The organism is Pantoea sp. SGAir0418, from assembly GCF_043529865.1.
Window position 1 is genome coordinate 3043040 of record NZ_CP027911.1, and the last position, 19085, is coordinate 3062124.

Consider the following 19085-nt stretch of genomic DNA (forward strand, 5'->3'; position numbering starts at 1 on the left):
ACCGGCAGATTACAAGGGAACTCGCTGATCTGTCACGCGAATTAGCGCCGCCCGTCGCAAGTTGTGATCGGCCTCGATCAGACGATCAGTTCAGCCGCCAGTTTCGCCACCAGCACATTCGACAGCAGCACCGGAATGCCCAGCATGTTCTGCAGGAAATCGCGGTGTTTCTGGTGATAACCGATACAGTCGAGCACCACCACATCAGCGCCCTGCTCCTGCAGAGTCAGTCCGGCTTCCATCAGTTCGCTCTGCTGCGCCAGGTATGGGCTGGCGACGGCAAAACAGGGCGAGCTTTGCAGGTTACGCCATTTGCTGGCCTGCTCAGCGATCTGCTCCTCAACCGGCACCACGATGCCGATTTTGTGCGTCTGTACGATGGCGCTGACCAGCGGCGGAATGATGCGATCCGGCTCCAGCAGCAGCGCCGACGTGGTTTTTAGCGCGCCGAACTCACCGGTACACAGCAGCAGAATGGTGTCGTAACCCTGCTGCTCCAGCGCGGTAATTTTACGCTGCAGTCCCTGTTCGACAGTGGCCGCCGCCAGCCGTACCTGTTCGCCGCTGCTCATGCGCGAAACCAGCACTTTATCGCCCGGCGCGGGAGCGTATAACTGCTCCACTTCGGCCAGCGTCAGGCCATCCAGCAGACCGGCATGCGCGACGGCGTCGGCGGGCAAATGCTCCTGCAGCAGCGGCAAAATATCGCTACGCGGTGACTGGCCAATGGTTAAGGTTACAAGCGACGGTTTCATCATCAGGCTTTCCGGCTGCGCAGGTGGCTGAGGCTACCATACAAAGATAGCAGCAGCGCGTACTCCTGCGGGTCATAAAACTGGCAGGTCTCACGGCCAAACTCTTTGGCCACTTCCACCGCAAAGCGCACGGTCGCCGCGATGTCCACTTCATGGCTGGCGCCGGTGCCGCAGCCAGGCACCACGGATTGCGCACAAATCGCGACGCCCACCACTGGCACATCGGTGGCGGTGGACGGTTGCAGGATGCTGTTGAGGTGATACACGCCGTTGCCGTAAGGGGTGATGTCCTGTGTAGTGATCGGGAACGTCACCGCAGGCTGACCGCTGGTCATCTCCATGATGCGCAGCAAATCTTCCGACACGCGCAGGATGTAGCCCTCTTTCACCGTGGGAGACAGCGCATAGCCCTTATGGTTGAGGATGCGGTTTCCTTTAGTGGTATCGATAGAGAGAATCGCGTCGACGCCTTCAACCACTTCGTTGTCATTCATGGTGATGTCGTCGCACGGCGAATCCATGAAGTCCACCGGCTCGTGCGGCCGGGTCGGCGCATCCGGACAAATATGGGTGGTCACGATCACGTCGCCGGCCAGCACGTCGCCTTTGGTCTGCATCTGTGCCAGCTTCAGCGCGCTGCTCACCGCAGCGACCGCACCGTCGGCGTCGGACACCATGCCGATGCGCGTCGGGCGCGCACCGATGCCGCCGAGACGGCCAATGATCCCCAGCGTCGGCGCGCTGCCGCCCCGGCTTTTGCCCTGGGCGCCCGGAATGTCGATGCGCACAAAATCGGTGCGCCCTTTAGGCCCGCTGACGCGCTTAAAGCTGGCTTGCACGCCAGGATAGGCGGCGAACAGATCGACCACCTGCTGGCCATCCACGTAGGCGCTGTCGAGTAACTCAAAAACCTGTAGTGTCTGCTGTAAACTCATCGCTAAATCCCTGGATTATTTCTTACTGCTACTGGCAAAAAGTGAGTGGAAGAAGCTGTACAGCGCGTCGCCCGCAATGAATCCAGCGGCCATCACCTCCATCGGTGAACGTCCACGCTCGCCCCACACGCGCAGGATCAGGACACGTAACGCAATCCCGACCAGCACCGCCCAGCCTGCGGCGGCATTGTTGATTAACAGACCGGTGGCTAACAGCACGCCGAGCTGGCGTTTAGGCCCGCCGATCAGCTGAATAATCGCTCCCGGAATCGCCCACATCAGCAGGCTGCCGGCAATGCCCGGCTCCGCGCCGGCCTGAATGGTTTTGGCGTAAACGCGCGCCACCGGCGGCAGCAGGTTGTCGACAAAGAACAGGTTATGCGCATACCACACCACCGGAATTGCGATGACGAAAGCGATCATCGCGGCGATCAGCTGGATGCGGCGGCCCCACAGCTCCTGCTGCACATCGGCCCCGTTGCCGCGCAGAATAAAGCCGGCCTTCAGGTCATAGCCCATATCAGCGAAGGCCGGACCGGTGGCCGCGGTGAAGCCGCACAGCAGGCACAGCGCCAGCGGCGGGAAGCCGAGCAGGATGCCGAGGATCAGGGTGATCAACGCCACCGCGAAGGCCGGGAACCAGCCCGAGTGCATGGCGGCGATGCCGACAATCAGCTCATGCACGAAGGCGGCAAAGGCCGCATAGATAATAAACAGCAGCAGCATCGGCAGGCCCATTTCGCTCCACAGCCCGCCGCCCAGCGCCAGCAGTGCCGAGATCACGATATAGCCGACAGTCCCCAGGCCGAGCGCGCGTTTGACTTCGTTGTCGCTGCGGCTGACGTTGAGGTTGTCGTGACGGCGACTGCGAATCACCTGCACCACCTGAATCAGCGCCACCAGACCGGCTCCGACCATTACGCCGTGCGGAATGTACAGCGCGTTAATATCGATACCAGCAACCGGTTGCGCATAGGCACGCAGCAGGAAGCCGATGCCGAGCATGGTCAGCGCCCAGATATTGCCAATGAATGCCGTACCAAAGGCGGACATCGGGATTTTCAGCATCGAGCCCGCGACGCCGCCCACGATTCCGGCCACCAGCAGCCACGCCTGCCGACCGCCTTTATCACCGGCTTTAATCGCTTCTGCCGCTGCCACGCCCGGTGGCCATGCATTGCTGGCCGGAAACACGCGCGTATCAAACAGACGATACAGCAGCCACGCATCCAGCAGCATTGCCGCGCTGACGCCGACAAACAGCGGCAGCACCAGCTGCGGCTCACCCAGCGCCCACGGCACGGCAATCGGCATCAGCAGGCTATTGGCAGCGCCGAAGGTGGCGGAAGAGATAGCGGTCTGTGCAAGGTTTTGCACTTCAACCGAACGGTAGCGGCGAAACCACTGCAGTGGAATGCGCGCCAGCAGCATGGCAAATAGCGCGCCGATAATAGAAGTATTGGGTGTTACCCCAATAGTTGTGATCAGCTGTACCCCAATGATGGCCCCTGCAACTGACAGCAGAACCAGCATCAGGCCCACGCCAATATTTTTTATTGGATTATCCAGACGCATATTATCCCCGTATTTTCACCCTGTAGAAAACGCGCAATGACATTGTGCCCGACACGCGGAACCTCAACGTTTTATTCATCGTTCCCTGATTATTGAAATAAGCAGGTCCGAAGACCTGCTATTTCCCCGGTGTGGCGCGAAGTATTACGCCTTGAAATCAAATTAGGGTTGTCCTGTTTTATTCAGGACGCTGCGCCGTATTTTTCGGCCATCAGTGCAGCCGTTGCGCGCAATTCGCTGAGCAGCGCTTCCGGATAACCCGGGGCCGCTTCCTGCGAAAGAAATGAGAGACACAGTGCGGCACTTTCACCGCGGTGTTTATTGGTTACCGCTACGGCAAGCGAGCTAATGCCAGGCAGCGTTTCATTGCGTGCCAGTGCCCAGCCCTGCTGACGAATCAGCGCCAGCTCTTTGCACAGCGCATCGATATTCAGCGGTGAATTGATCGACGCGGTTTGCCAGTTATCGCTGAAGCGCGCGCGCACCTCGTCATCACTCAGCTGCGCTAACAGCACGCGGCCGGTCGACGTGCCGGTAACCGACACCCGTGTACCAGGCGGCGTCACCAGCTGGGTAAAGAAGCGACCGTGGTACATGCGCATCACCAGCACATCGTCACCGTCCAGCACCGAGATATAGCCCATGCAGCCGCTGCTGGCCGCCAGGCGCGCCATCGGCGCCGATGCGCTGTCAATCAGCGGTGTCGAAAGATAGTGCCCGGCAACGGACAACAGCACGCGGCCAATCTGAAAACAGCGGCTGTCGGGATCGCGCTCCAGTAAACCTTCGCTTTCCATGGTCGCCAGCAGGCGCGACATGGTACTTTTCGGCAGCCCCAGCGCCTCCACCACCTCGGTAAAGGTCAGGCCGGGATGGCCCTGCGCCACGCCAAAGCGCTGAAACAGCTTAAGCACGGCGGCGGCATTTTCGAGTGTGGTCATGGCGCTGGTTTCACTATATGGAACTGAGTTCCTGTATCGATAACCCGAAATTAAAACGCGACGGTTTATCGGTCAAGCGCAAATTTTGCACCGGACAAAACGCAGTCTATTTAAGGCAGCAGAAAATAAGGGCTAAAGGCAAAATAAAAAGACGTTATCAGGCAGGATAGCGATTAAACAGAAAAGACGGCAGCTTTTATCGCCGTAATTAGCGCATCAGGGAAAATAAAAAATCTATTTAGCGACCGGACGTAATTAAGCTAAAGCGGGCATCCCTGCCCGCCGGGATTATTCTTTTTCCACATCTTCATAGCGGTCTTTGGCATCCTGCGCTTCCGCTTCCGATTTATGTTCGCTAATTAAGGTATCCGGACGTGGATGGTCGGCCCGTAATTCATACCAGGTGACGGTATTGCCCGCCTGCCCTTTTTCAACGGCAACAATGCGCGCTTCTCGCGGATAGGGTGGTCTGGTTGGCATCGTTTTCCCTCTTATGTCAGGTTTCCACACAGACAGCGGTGATCCTCTGCCTGCTATTCAGTATAGACAATCGAGGATCGCTGTAAAAAAGAGGGAGAATTCTTAGGCAGTTAGCTGGCGCGGGCGAGAGACAGCGATTGCAGAATATGTTCCACCACCTGCTCCGGTGCCTGCATCGCGTTGACTTCATGGTGCGCGGCCTGACGATAGAGCTGCGCGCGTTCACGCAGGATATCTTCCATCTCTTCCGCGATAGGCCGGCCGGTCAGGGTCGGACGCTGTGCCGCTTCTGGCTGGCGCTCCAGCCGATCGGCCAGCACGCCCGAGGGCGCGTTGAGCCAGATGACCTGGCCGTGCTCACGCATGAAGTGGCGATTGACATCAGCCAGCACCATGCCGCCGCCGGTGGCGATTACGCTGGCAGGTGCGGTAACCGCCCGCAGCGATTCACTTTCACGCGCGCGAAAGCTGTCCCAGCCTTCCGTCGCCACAATCTCTGCCACGCTGCGCTGTGTGGTGAGCTGCAGGTGGTGGTCGGTGTCACGAAAGGCATAGCCCAGCGCTTGCGACAGCGCCTGGCCAATGGTGGTTTTACCGCAACCGCGTGCGCCGATCAGATAGATGGGTAATGACATCCGGGCTCATCCTCCGCCGTAGTCTGCCGCGCGGGCAACGTCATCAGGTCAATAATGCGTCGCATGATACCTGGATTTTATTTTATCAGCCAGCCGCGAAGCACGAATTACGCGTATTTCAGCGATAGCCAGCGACAATATTTTGATTTTTAACGGGAAAACGATGCGCATTTCGTGCATCAGGCGATTTGTAAGCGCGGGGCAACATTTGCTTACCAGGCCGCTGATTTACTTTCTGTCACGCAGCCCGCATATACGCTTTATAGTTCAGGCAACGGACGTCCTGTTGGTCGCCTGAAGAACAACACGCTATGCCTAACCGGAGGTTCACCATGCAGAGCCAGGAACAACAACTTATTGAAAGCCTGTTCAGCCGTCTGAAACAGGCAGAAAGCCAGAGCGGCCCGCGTGATGCCGGTGCCGAACAGTTAATCAATCAGCATTTACAGAGCCAGCCCGGTGCGCCCTACTACATGGCGCAGGCGATCCTGATTCAGGAAGCGGCGATGAAAAAGCTCAACGCGCAGGTATCGGAGCTGGAGAGCCGTCTGGCGCAGGCGCAGCAGCAGGCCCCGCAGCAAAGCAGCGGCGGTTTCCTGTCGAGCCTGTTTGGCGGCGGTTCACGCCCGGCGCAGCCGCAACAGCCGGCATGGAACAGCGCACCGCAACAGCCACAATATGCCGCACCGCCTCAGCAGCAGTATGCTGCACCGGCGCGCGGTACCGGCTTCCTGGGTGGCGCACTGCAAACGGCTGTCGGCGTGGCCGGCGGTGTGGTGATGGCGGACATGCTCACCAGCCTGTTCCACCATTCGCAGCCGGAAGAGATCGTCAATATCATCAACGAACCGGCGCTGCCGCAGGTGGATGATAATCTGGACACCTTCAACGGCAATGACAGCAACAATGCCTTCCTGAATGACAATTCAGGCTGGGACAACAACAGCTTTGCCGATAACAATGATTTCAACGATTTCGGCAGCGGCGGTGATTTTGACGACGACGACAGCTTCGTCTGATTAACGCTGACGTAACCATTTATCCAGTTCGTTAGCAAACTGCTGGCGGTCACGTGGGCTTAATGCCGACGGGCCGCCGCTCTGAATGCCGCTGGCGCGCATCGTTTCCATAAAATCGCGCATGGTCAGACGCTGGCGAATGGTATCGCTGCTGTAACGCTCCCCGCGCGGATTCAGCGCTGCCGCCCCTTTCTCCAGCACTTCTGCTGCCAGCGGAATATCGCCGGTAATCACCAGCTCGCCCGGCTGCACGCGTTTCACAATCTCGTTATCGGCCACATCAAAGCCGGCCGCTACCTGCAGCGTTTTCAGAAACGGCGACGGCGGTACGCGCAGCGGCTGGTTAGCAACGAAGGTCACGGTGACTTTGGTGCGCTCAGCGGCGCGATACAGCACCTCTTTGATGACATTGGGACACGCATCGGCATCCACCCAAATCGACATGTTTAATCCTTATTAACGGGCAATGCCTGCGATCTTGCCGCGCTGGCCGCGAATGGCAAATGTTATTTGTGCGCGACTTGTTATTCACCGCCGCTGACGTAAGCTAACCCACTGAGAAAACCGAACCACGTAAAGGATAAAGCGATGCTGGAGAAGAAAATCGGGTTTGTCGGCTGCGGCAATATGGCGAAAGCCATCATCAGCGGCCTGGTAAACAGCGGGCAGATCGCCCCGGCCAATATCTGGGTGCACGATCGAAAACCCGACACCAACCAGGCGATGGCGCAGCAGTATGGCGTGACGGCGGCAGAAAGCGTCGAGAGTCTGGCACGTGAAGTGGACATTCTGTTTGGCGCGGTGAAACCCAACGTGATTCTCAAAGTGCTCAAGGATCTGGCCGGCCAGCTGAAGAAAGATGCGCTGGTGGTGTCGATTGCCGCAGGTGTGACGCTGGATTCGCTGGCGGCGGTACTCGGTCACGATCGTAAAATCATCCGCGTGATGCCGAATACGCCGTCGCTGGTTAACGAAGGCATGACCTCTATTACGCCGAACGTACTGGTGGAACCGCAGGAAGTGGACGAGGTGGTGACCATTTTTGAGAGCTTCGGCAAAGCGGCGGTGGTAAACGAGTATCTGATTCATGCCGTGGTGGGTGTCAGCGGCTCGGCACCGGCTTACGTGTTTATGTTTATCGAAGCGATGGCTGATGCCGCCGTGCTGGGCGGTATGCCGCGGGCGCAGGCTTATCAGTTTGCGGCGCAGGCGGTAAAAGGTTCTGCCCAGATGGTGCTGGAGACCGGCAAACATCCTGGCGAACTGAAAGATATGGTGTGCTCACCGGGCGGCACCACCATTGAAGCGGTGAAGGTGCTGGAAGAGAAAGGCTTCCGCGCTGCGGTGATGGGCGCGATGCAACAGTGCATGGCGAAGTCCGAGGCGCTGAGTAAGCAGTGATGGTGCGGGTTTTCCCTCACCCTAACCCTCTCCCGCAGGTGTACAGTCCGGGGACATCGTGAACACTTGTTCGGGGACATGGTAGACACTTACAACTAAGGCATAAGAACCCGTTTATGGAGTCGCTTATGCCCTGGGATGCGAGAGATACCATGTCATTACGTACTGAGTTTGTTCTGTTCGCCTCGCAAGACGGGGCGAACATCCGCGAGCTGTGCCGCCGCTACGGCATATCTCCCGCCACCGGCTACAAGTGGCTTCGCCGCTGGGATGAGGAAGGACCGTCCGGCCTTCAGGACCGCTCCCGCGCGCCCCGTCACTCACCCAGCCGCTCATCTGACGATATCACTGAGCTGCTGCGTATGGCGCATGAACTTCATCAGCACTGGGGGGCCCGCAAGATTAAGCGCTGGCTCGAAGACCGCGGGCACCGCATGCCGGCCTTCAGCACCGTCCACAACCTGATGGCCCGCCACGGCCTGCTGCCGGGCGCAGCGCCGGGCGTCCCGGCCACCGGCCGGTTTGAGCATACGGCCCCGAACCGGCTCTGGCAGATGGATTTTAAGGGCCACTTTCCCTTTGGCGGCGGCCGCTGCCACCCGCTTACCCTGCTGGACGACCACTCCCGGTTCTCGCTGTGCCTGGTGCACTGCGCCGACGAACGGCGTGAGACTGTACAGGAGCAGCTGGTCAGCGTCTTTGAGCGCTACGGCCTGCCGGACCGGATGACGATGGACAACGGCTCGCCGTGGGGCGACACCACCGGCACCTGGACGGCAGTGGAGCTGTGGCTGATGCGCCACGGCATCCGGGTGGGGCACTCGCGGCCGTATCATCCGCAGACGCAGGGCAAGCTGGAGCGCTTTCACCGCAGCCTGAAGGCGGAAGTGCTGCAGGGGAAGTGGTTCGCGGACAGCGGTGAGCTGCAGCGCGCCTTCGACCACTGGCGGACGGTCTACAACCTCGAGCGCCCGCATGAGGCGCTGGAGATGGCGGTGCCGGCGTCGCGCTATCAGCCCTCATCGCGGCAGTACAGCGGGCGCGTAGCGCCACCGGAATACGACGAGGGCGTGATGGTCAGGAAGGTGGATATCAGCGGGAAGCTGAGCGTAAAAGGACTCAGCCTGAAGGCGGGCAAGGCGTTCAGGGGAGAGCGTGTCGGGCTGAAGGAGACGGGGGAAGACGGTTATTACGAGGTGTGGTGGTACAGCACAAAAGTGGGGGTGATCGACCTGAAGAAAAAGTCGATCACCATGGGTAAAGGATGTTAAAAAGTGTTCACTATGTCCCCGAACACCTGTCTGCCATGTCCCCGGACTGTACACAGGCGGGAGAGGGGACTGTTGGGTGCGGAATTGAACCTTAACCCTGATAAGCTTCAAACAGCGCCAGGCCTTGTTCCAGCGTCATTGGCTGCTGCATCTCGTGCACCAGCGCGGCGGTGAGCGTATACATGCCGGCTGAACACACTGCCGCAATCATGCCCTGCTGGCAGTAAAAAGCGATAAAGCGTTTGTCCTGCAGCGATCCCAGCAGGCGATAATCATCCCACTCCTCTGCATGCCCCAGATACTCATAGCGGGTGCCGTAATGCGCAGTCCAGAAGAACGGCACGCGATCGTACATGATGCGTTTGCCCAGCATATTCAGCGCGGCAATGCGCCCCTGCTGATGCGCCACGCGATAGTGCTCAATGCGCTGCACGCCACGCGGCGTGAGATAGCTGGCAATATCCCCCGCGACCCAGATGTTTTCACTGACCCGCAGCTGACTGTCGGCCAGCAGGCTGCCATCCTTCTGTAAAGGCAGGTCGTGAATAAAATGGGTGGCCGGCACAATGCCGGTGGCAAACAGCACCTGGCTGGCTGGCACGGTTTTGCCACCTTTGAGCCGCACGCCACTCACTGCGCCTTCGCCGGTCAGCGCTTCCGGTTCACCCTCGACAAATTTCACGCCGTTGCTGCGGTGCAGCTCATAAAAATGACGGCCAATCTCTTCGCCGAACTGGCTGGCAAACGGCAGCGGATGACGCGCCACCACCGTGACATCAATGTCGCGGTTTCGCAGCGCACCGGCCACTTCCATACCGATAAAACTGTTGCCGATAATCACCAGCTGCTGCGCCTCATCCACCTGAGAAATCAGCGCGTCGGCCTGGCGCAGTGAACGCAGCAGGTGCACGCCATCCAGATCCTTGCCCGGGATATCAAGCGGCTGCGGCACGCCGCCGGTCGCGATCAGCAACTGGTCAAACTTCACCTGCTGCCCGTCTTTCAGCACCAGCGTCTGCTCCTGCGCCTTCAGCTGCACCACCTCCCCCTGCAGCCACACCACCGGGCCCAGCACATCCTGTTTCAGCAGCTTTGGTACCTCGTCGATGGCCATCTTGCCGGAGGGGACAAATTTACTCAGCGTGGTGCGATCGTAAGGGGCGTCGCTTTCACGCTCAATACGCACAATCCGGCCGCTAAAGCCTTCATCGCGCAGCGTCCAGATCGCGGCACTGCCCGCCGCGCCAGAGCCGAGAATCACGCATACCGGCGCTTCACCCTGGGCTACCGGCGCACTGGCCGGCGACATCGCCTGCGGATTTATCAGCACCTGCCCCTGTTCAATGCGCACCGGATAACGTTTGAGATTGGCCAGCGCCAGCGGCTCGCACATTTTGCCATCGCGCAGCTCAAACACCGCCTTATGCCACGGACACACCAGTTTGTCGCCGCACACTGCGCCCTGCTCCAGCGGGGCGCCCGCGTGCGGACATTTTGCCTGCAGCGCCTGCACGCGGTCGCCGTCGCGAATCAGCACCATATCCGTTTCACCGACGGTCACTTTAGTGGGTTTACGCTGCGCCAGCGCCTTGAGTTCCACGACAGATTGATAGCTCACGGTTCGCCTCCTTCGGGGTTATTCGTCTGATACAACAATTCCTTACAAAGAGTAAGTGTGGCAAAGCGTGAGGATTTAGCAGGAGAAACAAAGCGAAACGGCGGTTAACTGACTGTTAAACCGCCGTTTTAAGCGACACGAAAGGATCAGAAGAACACGCTGGGCACGATGATCAGCGCGAAAATCGCCACAATCAGTCCATGTTTGACCCAGTAATACAACCGGCGATTACGTTTCTTCAGGTTCTGACCGGCATCGCGCAGCGCATAAACGTATTTGAAGATGCGGTTGAGGAAGCCGGTACGATCGTTTTCGTCGTTGGGCGACGCCGCTGCTGACATTAACGTCGAGCCCACCCAGTGATTGACCGCCTGCGCCCAGCGCCATTTCATTGGCCGCTCGATATCGCAAAACAGGATGATACGCGTCTGCTCGCTTTCATTCTGCGCCCAGTGCACGTAAGTTTCGTCGAAGATCACCGCCTGACCGTCGCGCCAGCTGTGGCGCTGACGATCCACTTCAATAAAGCAGCGATCGTCGTTCGGCGTTTGCAGGCCGAGGTGATAGCGCACCGAACCGGCATAAGGATCGCGGTGTTTGCCCAGATGGCTGCCCGGCGGCAGTTCAGCAAACATGGCCGCTTTAACGCCGGGAATGTTGCTCACCAGTTCGGTGGTTACCGGACAGAGTTCGCGCGCTGACGGATGTGCATCGCTATACCATTTTAAATAGAAACGCTTCCAGCCACGCCTGAAGAAGGTATTAAATCCGGCATCGTTATGCGTCTGCGCCGCTTTAATGTGATCCTGCAGGCGAATGGCTTCATCGCGAATCACCTGCCAGTTATCGGTCAGCTGACGCAGTTCAGGAAAATCCTCAACCGGAAAATAGGGCTGTTTAGCCGGCAGTCGCGACAGCCCGGTCATAAACATATTGATCGGCGCCATAAAAGTGGAGTGATCAAATAACTGACGGGAAAACTTTTGCTTTTCCACGCCGCGTGAGTGGGCGTAAAGCACACTAATAATAAATACACCAATAATGATCGCAGCGACCATACAACAGGTTCCTTATGTTGCACGTAAAGCCGCTCTGGCCACGGTTAAGCGTCAGAGAGACTGGATGGGGAGAAATGGAATTTTATGTAAGGATTTTGTAAAGTTTTGGCAACGCGTGCCGTTTATGACAGAAAAAATACCTCGCGCGTTAACCCTGCGAGTGCGGACACAAAAAAGCGGCCCGCAGGCCGCCAGAGGTTTAAGCACTCTTCTTCAGACAGCTGCTCATAAAGGTTTTACGCGCATCGCCGCTGAGTTTTTTCTCTCCTGCTTCGCTATTACAGCTTTTCATTTTCATCTGCTGCGGCGTCATATTGCCCATTTTGCTGTCTTTCTTCAGGCATTCGCTCATAAAGCTTTTACGCGCATCGCCTTTCAGATTTTGCGCGCCTGCATGCTGATTACACAGCGTCATTTTTTCCTGCTGCGCGGTTTTATCCGCCGCGCCCGCACCGCCAGCCAGCAGCAGGCCTGCTGCCATTATTGCCACAAGACACGATTTCATTGCCGGTTTCTCCGTGTGATTATTGCCTGTTAAGCATGGCACGGAATAAGCAAAGCGGAAAAAAATCTATGCGCGTACGGCGGGATTATTCGCGCGGGTGGTTGAGTAACTTTTCGACGTAATTGCGCAGCATCAGCGCGTCCGGATTTTCCTGCACGGAAGCGGCGGGCGGCATCGCGCGATCAATACCCGCCGCGATGTCGCTAACCTGGGCGGCATCCAGTCTGCGCAGCATGGCGGTGAGCACGATTTCCAGCGCCTCAACCTGGACCACTAATTCTTTAGACTCTTCTTCTTTTTCTGCCAGCTTAAGCAGGAGTTCCGCAATCAGGTTTTTCATGCGATGGACTCAGTCAGAATGGGAAAACAAAAATTAGCATTGGCAGGATTAAAACAACAAGAATTTTTGCCGGCCAGAGGAAAAATAATGGTTAGCCGAAGCGTAAAAAAAGTGGCTGAAATTCAATATATAACGGCGAAACGTTTCACTGACAAAATACGCCGCAGATAAAACGTTTCGCATCGCTGCATTAATTATGCACTGGCGCTAAATTAACGCGGCCCCTGATACCCATGGCCGGGACCGCCACCGCCAGGACCACCCCAACCTCCTCCTCCGCCGCCCGGCGGCGGAAAAAGACAACCGCTTAACGCGGACACCAGCGCCACAACGGCAGCGAGCTTAACGATACGGATCATATTGACCTCAGGTTGCTGAAATTGCGCTGAGTGTATGAAGCGGCGGTTAACACGACAATACAGAATGCTCCGCAACCCGGCGCTATTCATGCCTGCTCACCACGCTTAACGTTTTAGTGGCAAGAAACCGCTAAAAAAGCCTCACAGACCGATCAATCCATCAGCTTAAGTTACAGCGAACGCTGTGCCGCAAACGTCAGTGCTGCTCGCTGTGCGCGCAGTAACAAAATTGCGCGCTGCGTCTTTACAGCTATCGCTATTTCACGCAATGTGAGCGCAATACAATTAATGAGATCTCACTATGACCTTAGCGGCTGTTTCTCTGAGTGAAGTGCTGGCGCGCCGTGACTGGGAAAACCCGGTTATCACCAGCCTGCATCGCCTGGACGCGCATCCACCGTTTGCCAGCTGGCGCGATGAAGTCAGCGCGCGCGATGGCCATCCCTCACCTGCGCAGCAGCGGCTGAGTGGTCAGTGGGCCTTCAGCTATTTTAGCGCGCCGGAAGCGGTGCCGCACAGCTGGCTGCTACAGGACTTACCGGACGCCGCAACGCTGCCGGTGCCTGCCAACTGGCAGTTGCACGGCTACGACGCGCCCATTTATACCAACGTGCAGTATCCCATTCCGGTCAATCCCCCTTTGGTGCCACGCGAGAACCCCACCGGATGTTACTCGCTCACATTTAAAGTTGATGACGGCTGGTTAAGCCAGGGGCAGACGCGCATCATCTTCGATGGTGTCAGCTCGGCCTTTTATTTGTGGTGCAACGGACAGTGGATGGGCTATTCGCAGGATAGCCGCTTACCCGCCGAATTTGATCTCAGCCACGCGCTGCAGCCGGGAAACAACCGTCTGGCGGTCATGGTGCTGCGCTGGAGCGACGGCAGCTATCTGGAAGATCAGGATATGTGGCGCATGAGCGGCATTTTCCGCGACGTGACGCTGCTGCACAAACCGGACATCCGCCTGAGCGATGTGCAGATCGAAACCGCGCTTAGCCCGGAATATCTGCGCGGTGATTTACGGGTGAGTGTCAAAATCCATGCCGGCGCGCGCCCGCTCAGTCTGTGTCGGGTGCGCGTCACGCTATGGCGCAACGGCGACTGTATTGCGCAGCACGAACAGCCGCCGGGCAGCGCCATCATTGATGAACGTGGCCACTATCCGGAACGTACCCTGCTGGTGTTGCCGGTGCTGCAACCGCTGTTGTGGAGCGCCGAAACGCCTCATCTCTACCGCGCGGTCGTCACGCTGCTTGATGATGCCGGCGAGGTGATCGAAGCCGAAGCTTATGATGTGGGTTTCCGACGCGTCAGCATTGAGCACGGCCAGCTGTGCCTCAACGGCAAGCCGCTGCTGATACGCGGTGTTAATCGTCATGAGCACCATCCCGAGCGCGGTCAGGTGGTGGATGAAGCCAGCATGCGTCAGGACATTGAACTGATGAAGCGCCACAACTTTAACGCGGTGCGCTGCGCTCACTATCCTAACCATCCGCTGTGGTATCGGCTGTGCGATGAGTACGGCCTGTACGTGGTTGACGAAGCCAATATCGAAACGCACGGCATGCAGCCGATGAACCGCCTCTCCGACGACCCGCGCTGGTTTGCCGCCTATAGCGAACGCGTAACGCGCATGGTGCAGCGCGATCGTAATCATGCCTGCATCATTATCTGGTCGCTGGGCAATGAGTCCGGCCACGGCAGCACGCACGATGCGCTGTACCGCTGGGTGAAAAGCAGCGATAGCACGCGCCCGGTACAGTATGAGGGCGGCGGTGCCAACACGGCGGCCACCGATATTCTGTGCCCGATGTATGCGCGCGTCGATCAGGACCAGCCCTCCCCGGCGGTGCCGAAGTGGTCACTGAAAAAATGGATCAGCCTGCCGGATGAAGCGCGTCCGCTGATCCTGTGCGAATACGCCCATGCGATGGGAAACAGCTTTGGCGGCTTTGCCAAATACTGGCAGGCATTTCGCCAGTTTCCGCGGCTGCAGGGTGGCTTCGTCTGGGACTGGGTCGATCAAAGCATGACGCGCTATGACGAACACGGCCAGCCGTGGCAGGCGTACGGCGGCGATTTCGGTGACACGCCCAACGATCGCCAGTTCTGCATGAACGGGCTGGTGTTTGCCGATCGCACGCCGCATCCGGCGCTGTTTGAAGCACAGCGCGCCCAGCAGTTTTTCCAGTTTATGCGCGATCCCGGCGATGCGTATCGCGTGACCGTCACCAGCGAATATTTATTCCGCCGCAGCGACAACGAACGGCTGCGCTGGTGGATTGAGCAGGACGGTGTAACCCTCGCGCGCGGTGAGTGGGTGCTGGATCTCGATGCCGAAGGCAGCCACACCTTTACCGTGCCCGCGCCTGAAGCGCTGCAGGGTGAAGCGTGGCTCAACCTCGCGGTGCATCAGATCGCCGCCACGCCCTGGTCTGAGGCGGATCATCGCGTGGCCTGGGATCAGTGGGCGCTGCCGGCCGCGCTGCCGGTTACGTTGCCGCCGCTCAGCGCCTGCGCGCCCCAGCTGGAAACCAATCACAATCTGGTGGCGGTGGTGCTGCCCACGCAGCGCTGGCACTTCTGTCGCCGCAGCGGCGCGCTGCTGCAATGGTGGGTGAACGATCGTGAAACCATGCTGACACCGCTGGAGGAGTGCTTTATTCGCGCACCGATCGATAATGATATCGGCACCAGCGAAGCTGCCAATATCGACCCTAACGCCTGGGTCGAGCGCTGGAAACGCGCGGGCTATGATCGGCTGCAAACAGAGCTGCTGGCGATGCAGGTCGACAGCCTGCAGCACGGCGTGCAGATTGAAACCTGGCATCGCGTACTGGGTGAGGGTCAGCATCTGTTTACCAGCCATAAGCGTTATGGCATCAGTGGCGATGGCGAACTGACTATCAACGTCGATGTACAACAGGCCGCCGGTCTGCCGCCGCCCGCGCGCATCGGCCTGCGCTGCCAGCTGGCTCAGGTCCCGCACCAGGTGAGCTGGCTGGGACTGGGGCCTCATGAAAACTATCCGGATCGCCAGCTGGCGGCGCAGTTTTCACGCTGGCAGCTGCCGCTGGCGGCGCTCAGCACCGGCTACGTCTTTCCGGGTGAGAATGGCTTGCGCTGCGGCACGCGCCAGCTGGATAGCGGCAGCTGGCAGATCAGCGGCGACTTCGCCTTCTCGCTCAGCCGCCACAGCCTTGAGCAGCTGCGCGCCACCTCACACCGCCATTTGCTGCAGGACGAACCCGGCTGCTGGCTGCATCTCGACGGCTTCCATATGGGCGTCGGCGGCGACGATTCGTGGAGCCCGAGCGTCAGCCCGGAGTTTTTGCTTTCTCAGCGGCGCTGGCACTATGCGCTGACGCTGCGTCAGCCGGTTTAGTAGCGGCCGCCGGGCTAAGGGGTTTCAGCTCGGTTTTTGGCCGGCGATAGAAGCGCTGCAGCAACAGCACATTGAGCAGGACGACGACCGCAGTAGCGAAGAATACCCAGCGGTAACCGGTGGCGGCTGAGACCGCTGCGCCCAGCAGCGGTCCGGCGACGTTACCGAGGTACATGAACGACTGGTTATAACCAAAAATACGGCCGGTGACGTTATCGCGTGAATGACGCACCAGCAGGGTTTGCACCGCCGGCATCATCGCGCCATCGGCAAAGCCGAGCAGAAAGCGCAGGACGCCCAGCTGCGTGGCGCTGGTGACAAACGACATGGCAATCAGCAGCAGCAGCGAGGCGATCATGGTCGCCAGCAAAATACGCTGGGTACCGATGCGATCGCCGAGTTTGCCGAGACGCGGTGCGGCGATGAGTGCCGACACGCCGGGCAGCGCGGCAATCACACCACTGAGAAACGCGATATTCTGCGCATCCGGCGCCAGCTCACGCACGAACAGCGTCAGGATAGGATTCACCGAGCCGTTACACATCTGAATCACCATGGTGGTGACGAACAGGCAGAACATCAGGCGTGGATTATCGAGGCTGCGCATCACCTCACGCCCGCTCAGTTTGTCCTGCTTGCTCACCGGCGTGTAGCCGGTCTCCTTAATCAGAAACAGCGTCACCAGAAAGCTGACCATCAGCAGTACCGCGGTAACGATAAACACCATGCGCAGGCCCAGCCAGTCAGCCAGCAGACCGCCAATCATCGGCCCGAGGATCACGCCGCCAATTTGTCCGGTCGACACGCAGCTCAGCGCCCAGCCGCTGCGCTCACGCGGCACCTGCGCGGCCACCAGCGCCATGGCGTTGGGAATATATCCGGAAGTCAGTCCCATCAGCGCGCGCAGCAGCAACAGCTGCCACGCCTGAGTGACAAACGCCTGCAGCAGAATTACCGCGCCCATGCCAAACGAAGCACGCAGCAGCATCAGCTTGCGCCCTTTGCGATCGGCAAGGCTGCCCCACAGCGGCGCCACGGCGGCAGAAACAATAAAGGTGACACTGAAGGTCAGGCCTGACCAGATACTGAGCGCGTTGCCGCCACGGATACCCAGCTCTTCCACGTAAAGCGGCAGGAAAGGAATGATCTGACTAATGGCCAGGCCGGTAAAAAAGCAGCCAAACCAGACGGATATCAGATTGATCTTCCAGGATTCGATGGAGCGTAGCATGAGCGCAGATGTCAGAAAAAATGAAACGAGGGTTCAGTCTAACAACCTCGTAACATTGCCGGACGGCAAAACATGGCATGAGGATGAAAACGCAGTTTTTCGCTGCCGGGCGTGATTCTGCTCACAGCAAATAGGGCAATGCCTCACTTTTGTAGTGTCTTTATGTGCGGTTACCTGGCCTAAGGCCCGATAAGCGCATCGCGAGAGACGGGAAACGTGAAAAAATATGACGATTCGTTACTGACAATATTCCACACCGCATCTATGTTTAAAAAATCACCAGTCATCACTGGCGAGGCGCTGCCCGTCCTGGACAGTCCGCATGCTTAATTCAGGTTTTCAGTTGCTGCCCGTCGTGGGTGGCAGGCTTCGTTGTCTCTGCGGAGGTCGGCTATGAGAACGCACCATGACAGCGCCAGTCGGGCGATTACCGACTATTTCAACAGCCCCGCCTGGCACGCGCCGCACGAGAGCGATTTGCTGGCCGCCATCATGCGCGAGCTGATGGATGATGGCCAGCCCGCCACCAATAAAGCGGTGATTGCCCGCGTGATTACCCGGCTGGAAGTGGAAGGCGATGAACAGCGCCTGCAGAGTTACCGCAACCTGCTGGCGCAGCTGTTAGAAGCAGGGCCGCAAAAATAGCAGCCCCGGAGATTATTTCACCACCCGCAGCTGGTCGGCTTCGCTGACCACTGCTTTACCGCTCTGACGCTGATACAGGCACAGTTCCCGCCCCAGCTGATTTTTCATGTGCTTTTGCGGATAGCGGCCTTCGAGCAACAGCGCATCGTAGCCAACGCTGTCGTCGTACATGATCGGCTTGCCCACCACTTTCACCGCTTTCAGACCGCTGGCCTGCACACACGCCTGCTGCAGGTTTTTATCGTGTTGCTGCCATGCCGCCTCGCTTGAGGCCTGCGCCAGCGGGCTGAGCAGCAGCGTCAAACACAGCGTTCGGGTCAGGTATTTCATCGTCACTCCTGTAAGGTCAGTCTGTTATTGCTGCCTGTACGCCTGGCGTCGCAGTGCCGCGATTCATCGCGCGCTATGTCAGGGACAATATGGCGCAGCAGGCAGGTTATAGCGAAAAAAATTCCCGCCGTAGCGGGAAGAAACAAGACGAGCATTGCATATTCGAGAGTGACGAGGAAATCTCCGTAATGCGCAGTTATCCTCGCCCGCCGCCGTGACAGCCCGATGACAATGCCGTGTCCGTTTGGTGTTACCCGCAGTAAACCCGGGAAATTTTCCCGTTCTGATCGCCGAGGAAATTCAGGCGGCGCAGATTGAAGTCCATGGTGGCGGCACCGTTCCACGGAATAGCGCGCACCGGTACGGCAAAGCGCTGGGTATCAAGCGCGCTCAGCGGCTGACCGAGGTAATTCTGATACTGCGAGGCACCGCACTGGTCGGTTTCCGGATCGTGGCTGATGGCGTGACTGCTGTCAGTTTTACTGGCTGACTGACAGGCCGTTAAGGCGAGCATCGCCGTCAGCAGCAGCGCTTTTCCATAATGGTTCACAATTTTCTCCTCCTGGATAATGAACAAGCGGGTTCCTGAGAGTAACAAA

At 58.5% G+C, this 19085-nt stretch carries 20 protein-coding genes; 6 read left to right on the forward strand and 14 right to left on the reverse strand.

Annotation, left to right across the window (positions count from 1 at the left end; all coding sequences use genetic code 11):
• Window positions 1-77: 77 nt before the first annotated feature.
• From C1N84_RS14305 to aroL, 6 genes are all read right to left on the reverse strand, one after another.
• Complete coding sequence (locus C1N84_RS14305; RefSeq protein ID WP_394541850.1) at window positions 78-755, reverse strand: AroM family protein; 678 nt, start codon at window positions 753-755, stop codon at window positions 78-80.
• 2 nt (window positions 756-757) lie between these two features.
• Window positions 758-1690 carry a DUF1177 domain-containing protein gene (locus C1N84_RS14310; protein WP_125309106.1) on the reverse strand — a complete coding sequence of 311 codons (933 nt, stop codon included), beginning with the start codon at window positions 1688-1690 and terminating at the stop codon, window positions 758-760.
• A gap of 15 nt (window positions 1691-1705) precedes the next feature.
• Complete coding sequence (locus tag C1N84_RS14315) at window positions 1706-3265, reverse strand: OPT/YSL family transporter (protein WP_058769365.1); 1560 nt, start codon at window positions 3263-3265, stop codon at window positions 1706-1708.
• Between the two features lie 182 nt (window positions 3266-3447).
• Window positions 3448-4206 (reverse strand): IclR family transcriptional regulator, encoded by a 759-nt coding sequence (locus C1N84_RS14320; RefSeq protein ID WP_394541648.1) that lies wholly within the window; start codon window positions 4204-4206, stop codon window positions 3448-3450.
• A gap of 288 nt (window positions 4207-4494) precedes the next feature.
• Window positions 4495-4686 (reverse strand): YaiA family protein, encoded by a 192-nt coding sequence (locus C1N84_RS14325; protein ID WP_021507229.1) that lies wholly within the window; start codon window positions 4684-4686, stop codon window positions 4495-4497.
• Between the two features lie 110 nt (window positions 4687-4796).
• The gene (gene aroL / locus C1N84_RS14330; RefSeq protein ID WP_021507230.1) at window positions 4797-5321 is read right to left on the reverse strand and encodes a shikimate kinase AroL; all 525 of its coding nucleotides are present in this window, start codon (window positions 5319-5321) and stop codon (window positions 4797-4799) included.
• Between the two features lie 332 nt (window positions 5322-5653).
• Here aroL and C1N84_RS14335 point away from each other — a divergent pair, with 332 nt between their 5' ends.
• The gene (locus C1N84_RS14335) at window positions 5654-6340 is read left to right on the forward strand and encodes a DUF2076 domain-containing protein (RefSeq protein ID WP_058775202.1); all 687 of its coding nucleotides are present in this window, start codon (window positions 5654-5656) and stop codon (window positions 6338-6340) included.
• Here C1N84_RS14335 and C1N84_RS14340 read toward each other — a convergent pair whose 3' ends face one another.
• Window positions 6341-6784, reverse strand: a complete 444-nt coding sequence (locus tag C1N84_RS14340; protein ID WP_010616571.1) for a YaiI/YqxD family protein — start codon at window positions 6782-6784, stop codon at window positions 6341-6343.
• Window positions 6785-6928: 144 nt separating this feature from the next.
• Here C1N84_RS14340 and proC point away from each other — a divergent pair, with 144 nt between their 5' ends.
• Window positions 6929-7741, forward strand: coding sequence for a pyrroline-5-carboxylate reductase (proC, locus tag C1N84_RS14345; RefSeq protein WP_021507232.1), 813 nt, complete (start codon window positions 6929-6931; stop codon window positions 7739-7741).
• A 116-nt stretch (window positions 7742-7857) separates the two neighbouring features.
• Entirely contained in the window at window positions 7858-9012 is a 1155-nt protein-coding gene (locus tag C1N84_RS14350; protein ID WP_394541649.1) for an IS481 family transposase, read from the forward strand.
• A 91-nt stretch (window positions 9013-9103) separates the two neighbouring features.
• Here C1N84_RS14350 and C1N84_RS14355 read toward each other — a convergent pair whose 3' ends face one another.
• From C1N84_RS14355 to iraP, 4 genes are all read right to left on the reverse strand, one after another.
• The gene (locus C1N84_RS14355; RefSeq protein WP_264441589.1) at window positions 9104-10630 is read right to left on the reverse strand and encodes an FAD-dependent oxidoreductase; all 1527 of its coding nucleotides are present in this window, start codon (window positions 10628-10630) and stop codon (window positions 9104-9106) included.
• A 146-nt stretch (window positions 10631-10776) separates the two neighbouring features.
• On the reverse strand, window positions 10777-11688 hold the full coding sequence (lpxO, locus tag C1N84_RS14360) for a lipid A hydroxylase LpxO (RefSeq protein ID WP_222951223.1): 912 nt from the start codon (window positions 11686-11688) through the stop codon (window positions 10777-10779).
• A 199-nt stretch (window positions 11689-11887) separates the two neighbouring features.
• Window positions 11888-12193, reverse strand: a complete 306-nt coding sequence (locus C1N84_RS14365) for a PsiF family protein (RefSeq protein ID WP_264441590.1) — start codon at window positions 12191-12193, stop codon at window positions 11888-11890.
• Between the two features lie 85 nt (window positions 12194-12278).
• On the reverse strand, window positions 12279-12533 hold the full coding sequence (gene iraP, locus C1N84_RS14370) for an anti-adapter protein IraP (protein ID WP_021507236.1): 255 nt from the start codon (window positions 12531-12533) through the stop codon (window positions 12279-12281).
• An 18-nt stretch (window positions 12534-12551) separates the two neighbouring features.
• On the opposite strand from iraP, the gene C1N84_RS14375 reads away from it, so the two are divergent.
• Together C1N84_RS14375 and C1N84_RS14380 are read left to right on the forward strand one after the other, a co-directional pair.
• The gene (locus tag C1N84_RS14375; RefSeq protein ID WP_155519908.1) at window positions 12552-12704 is read left to right on the forward strand and encodes a hypothetical protein; all 153 of its coding nucleotides are present in this window, start codon (window positions 12552-12554) and stop codon (window positions 12702-12704) included.
• A gap of 489 nt (window positions 12705-13193) precedes the next feature.
• A complete protein-coding gene (locus C1N84_RS14380; protein ID WP_264441591.1) occupies window positions 13194-16280 on the forward strand; it encodes a beta-galactosidase in 3087 nt (1028 codons plus the stop codon).
• Here C1N84_RS14380 and C1N84_RS14385 read toward each other — a convergent pair.
• The gene (locus C1N84_RS14385; protein WP_058775196.1) at window positions 16213-17511 is read right to left on the reverse strand and encodes a multidrug efflux MFS transporter; all 1299 of its coding nucleotides are present in this window, start codon (window positions 17509-17511) and stop codon (window positions 16213-16215) included. The two genes, C1N84_RS14380 and C1N84_RS14385, sit on opposite strands and share 68 nt — an antisense overlap.
• Before the next feature lie 393 nt (window positions 17512-17904).
• On the opposite strand from C1N84_RS14385, the gene C1N84_RS14390 reads away from it, so the two are divergent.
• A complete protein-coding gene (locus C1N84_RS14390) occupies window positions 17905-18156 on the forward strand; it encodes a biofilm development regulator YmgB/AriR family protein (RefSeq protein WP_021313231.1) in 252 nt (83 codons plus the stop codon).
• A 12-nt stretch (window positions 18157-18168) separates the two neighbouring features.
• Here the strand turns inward: C1N84_RS14390 and C1N84_RS14395 are convergent, their stop codons facing one another.
• Both C1N84_RS14395 and C1N84_RS14400 read right to left on the reverse strand, forming a co-directional pair.
• On the reverse strand, window positions 18169-18486 hold the full coding sequence (locus C1N84_RS14395; protein WP_021507239.1) for a hypothetical protein: 318 nt from the start codon (window positions 18484-18486) through the stop codon (window positions 18169-18171).
• Between the two features lie 250 nt (window positions 18487-18736).
• On the reverse strand, window positions 18737-19036 hold the full coding sequence (locus C1N84_RS14400) for an I78 family peptidase inhibitor (protein ID WP_150361730.1): 300 nt from the start codon (window positions 19034-19036) through the stop codon (window positions 18737-18739).
• Window positions 19037-19085 lie beyond the last annotated feature (49 nt).

Bases quoted from the DNA above. Each gene is read 5' to 3' on its own strand.
- C1N84_RS14305 (WP_394541850.1), bottom strand. From the start codon at position 755: ATGAAACCGTCGCTTGTAACCTTAACCATTGGCCAGTCACCGCGTAGC.
- C1N84_RS14310 (WP_125309106.1), bottom strand. From the start codon at position 1,690: ATGAGTTTACAGCAGACACTACAGGTTTTTGAGTTACTCGACAGCGCC.
- C1N84_RS14315 (WP_058769365.1), bottom strand. From the start codon at position 3,265: ATGCGTCTGGATAATCCAATAAAAAATATTGGCGTGGGCCTGATGCTG.
- C1N84_RS14320 (WP_394541648.1), bottom strand. From the start codon at position 4,206: ATGACCACACTCGAAAATGCCGCCGCCGTGCTTAAGCTGTTTCAGCGC.
- C1N84_RS14325 (WP_021507229.1), bottom strand. From the start codon at position 4,686: ATGCCAACCAGACCACCCTATCCGCGAGAAGCGCGCATTGTTGCCGTT.
- aroL (WP_021507230.1), bottom strand. From the start codon at position 5,321: ATGTCATTACCCATCTATCTGATCGGCGCACGCGGTTGCGGTAAAACC.
- C1N84_RS14335 (WP_058775202.1), top strand. From the start codon at position 5,654: ATGCAGAGCCAGGAACAACAACTTATTGAAAGCCTGTTCAGCCGTCTG.
- C1N84_RS14340 (WP_010616571.1), bottom strand. From the start codon at position 6,784: ATGTCGATTTGGGTGGATGCCGATGCGTGTCCCAATGTCATCAAAGAG.
- proC (WP_021507232.1), top strand. From the start codon at position 6,929: ATGCTGGAGAAGAAAATCGGGTTTGTCGGCTGCGGCAATATGGCGAAA.
- C1N84_RS14350 (WP_394541649.1), top strand. From the start codon at position 7,858: ATGGAGTCGCTTATGCCCTGGGATGCGAGAGATACCATGTCATTACGT.
- lpxO (WP_222951223.1), bottom strand. From the start codon at position 11,688: ATGGTCGCTGCGATCATTATTGGTGTATTTATTATTAGTGTGCTTTAC.
- C1N84_RS14365 (WP_264441590.1), bottom strand. From the start codon at position 12,193: ATGAAATCGTGTCTTGTGGCAATAATGGCAGCAGGCCTGCTGCTGGCT.
- iraP (WP_021507236.1), bottom strand. From the start codon at position 12,533: ATGAAAAACCTGATTGCGGAACTCCTGCTTAAGCTGGCAGAAAAAGAA.
- C1N84_RS14375 (WP_155519908.1), top strand. From the start codon at position 12,552: ATGGGAAAACAAAAATTAGCATTGGCAGGATTAAAACAACAAGAATTT.
- C1N84_RS14380 (WP_264441591.1), top strand. From the start codon at position 13,194: ATGACCTTAGCGGCTGTTTCTCTGAGTGAAGTGCTGGCGCGCCGTGAC.
- C1N84_RS14385 (WP_058775196.1), bottom strand. From the start codon at position 17,511: ATGCTACGCTCCATCGAATCCTGGAAGATCAATCTGATATCCGTCTGG.
- C1N84_RS14390 (WP_021313231.1), top strand. From the start codon at position 17,905: ATGAGAACGCACCATGACAGCGCCAGTCGGGCGATTACCGACTATTTC.
- C1N84_RS14395 (WP_021507239.1), bottom strand. From the start codon at position 18,486: ATGAAATACCTGACCCGAACGCTGTGTTTGACGCTGCTGCTCAGCCCG.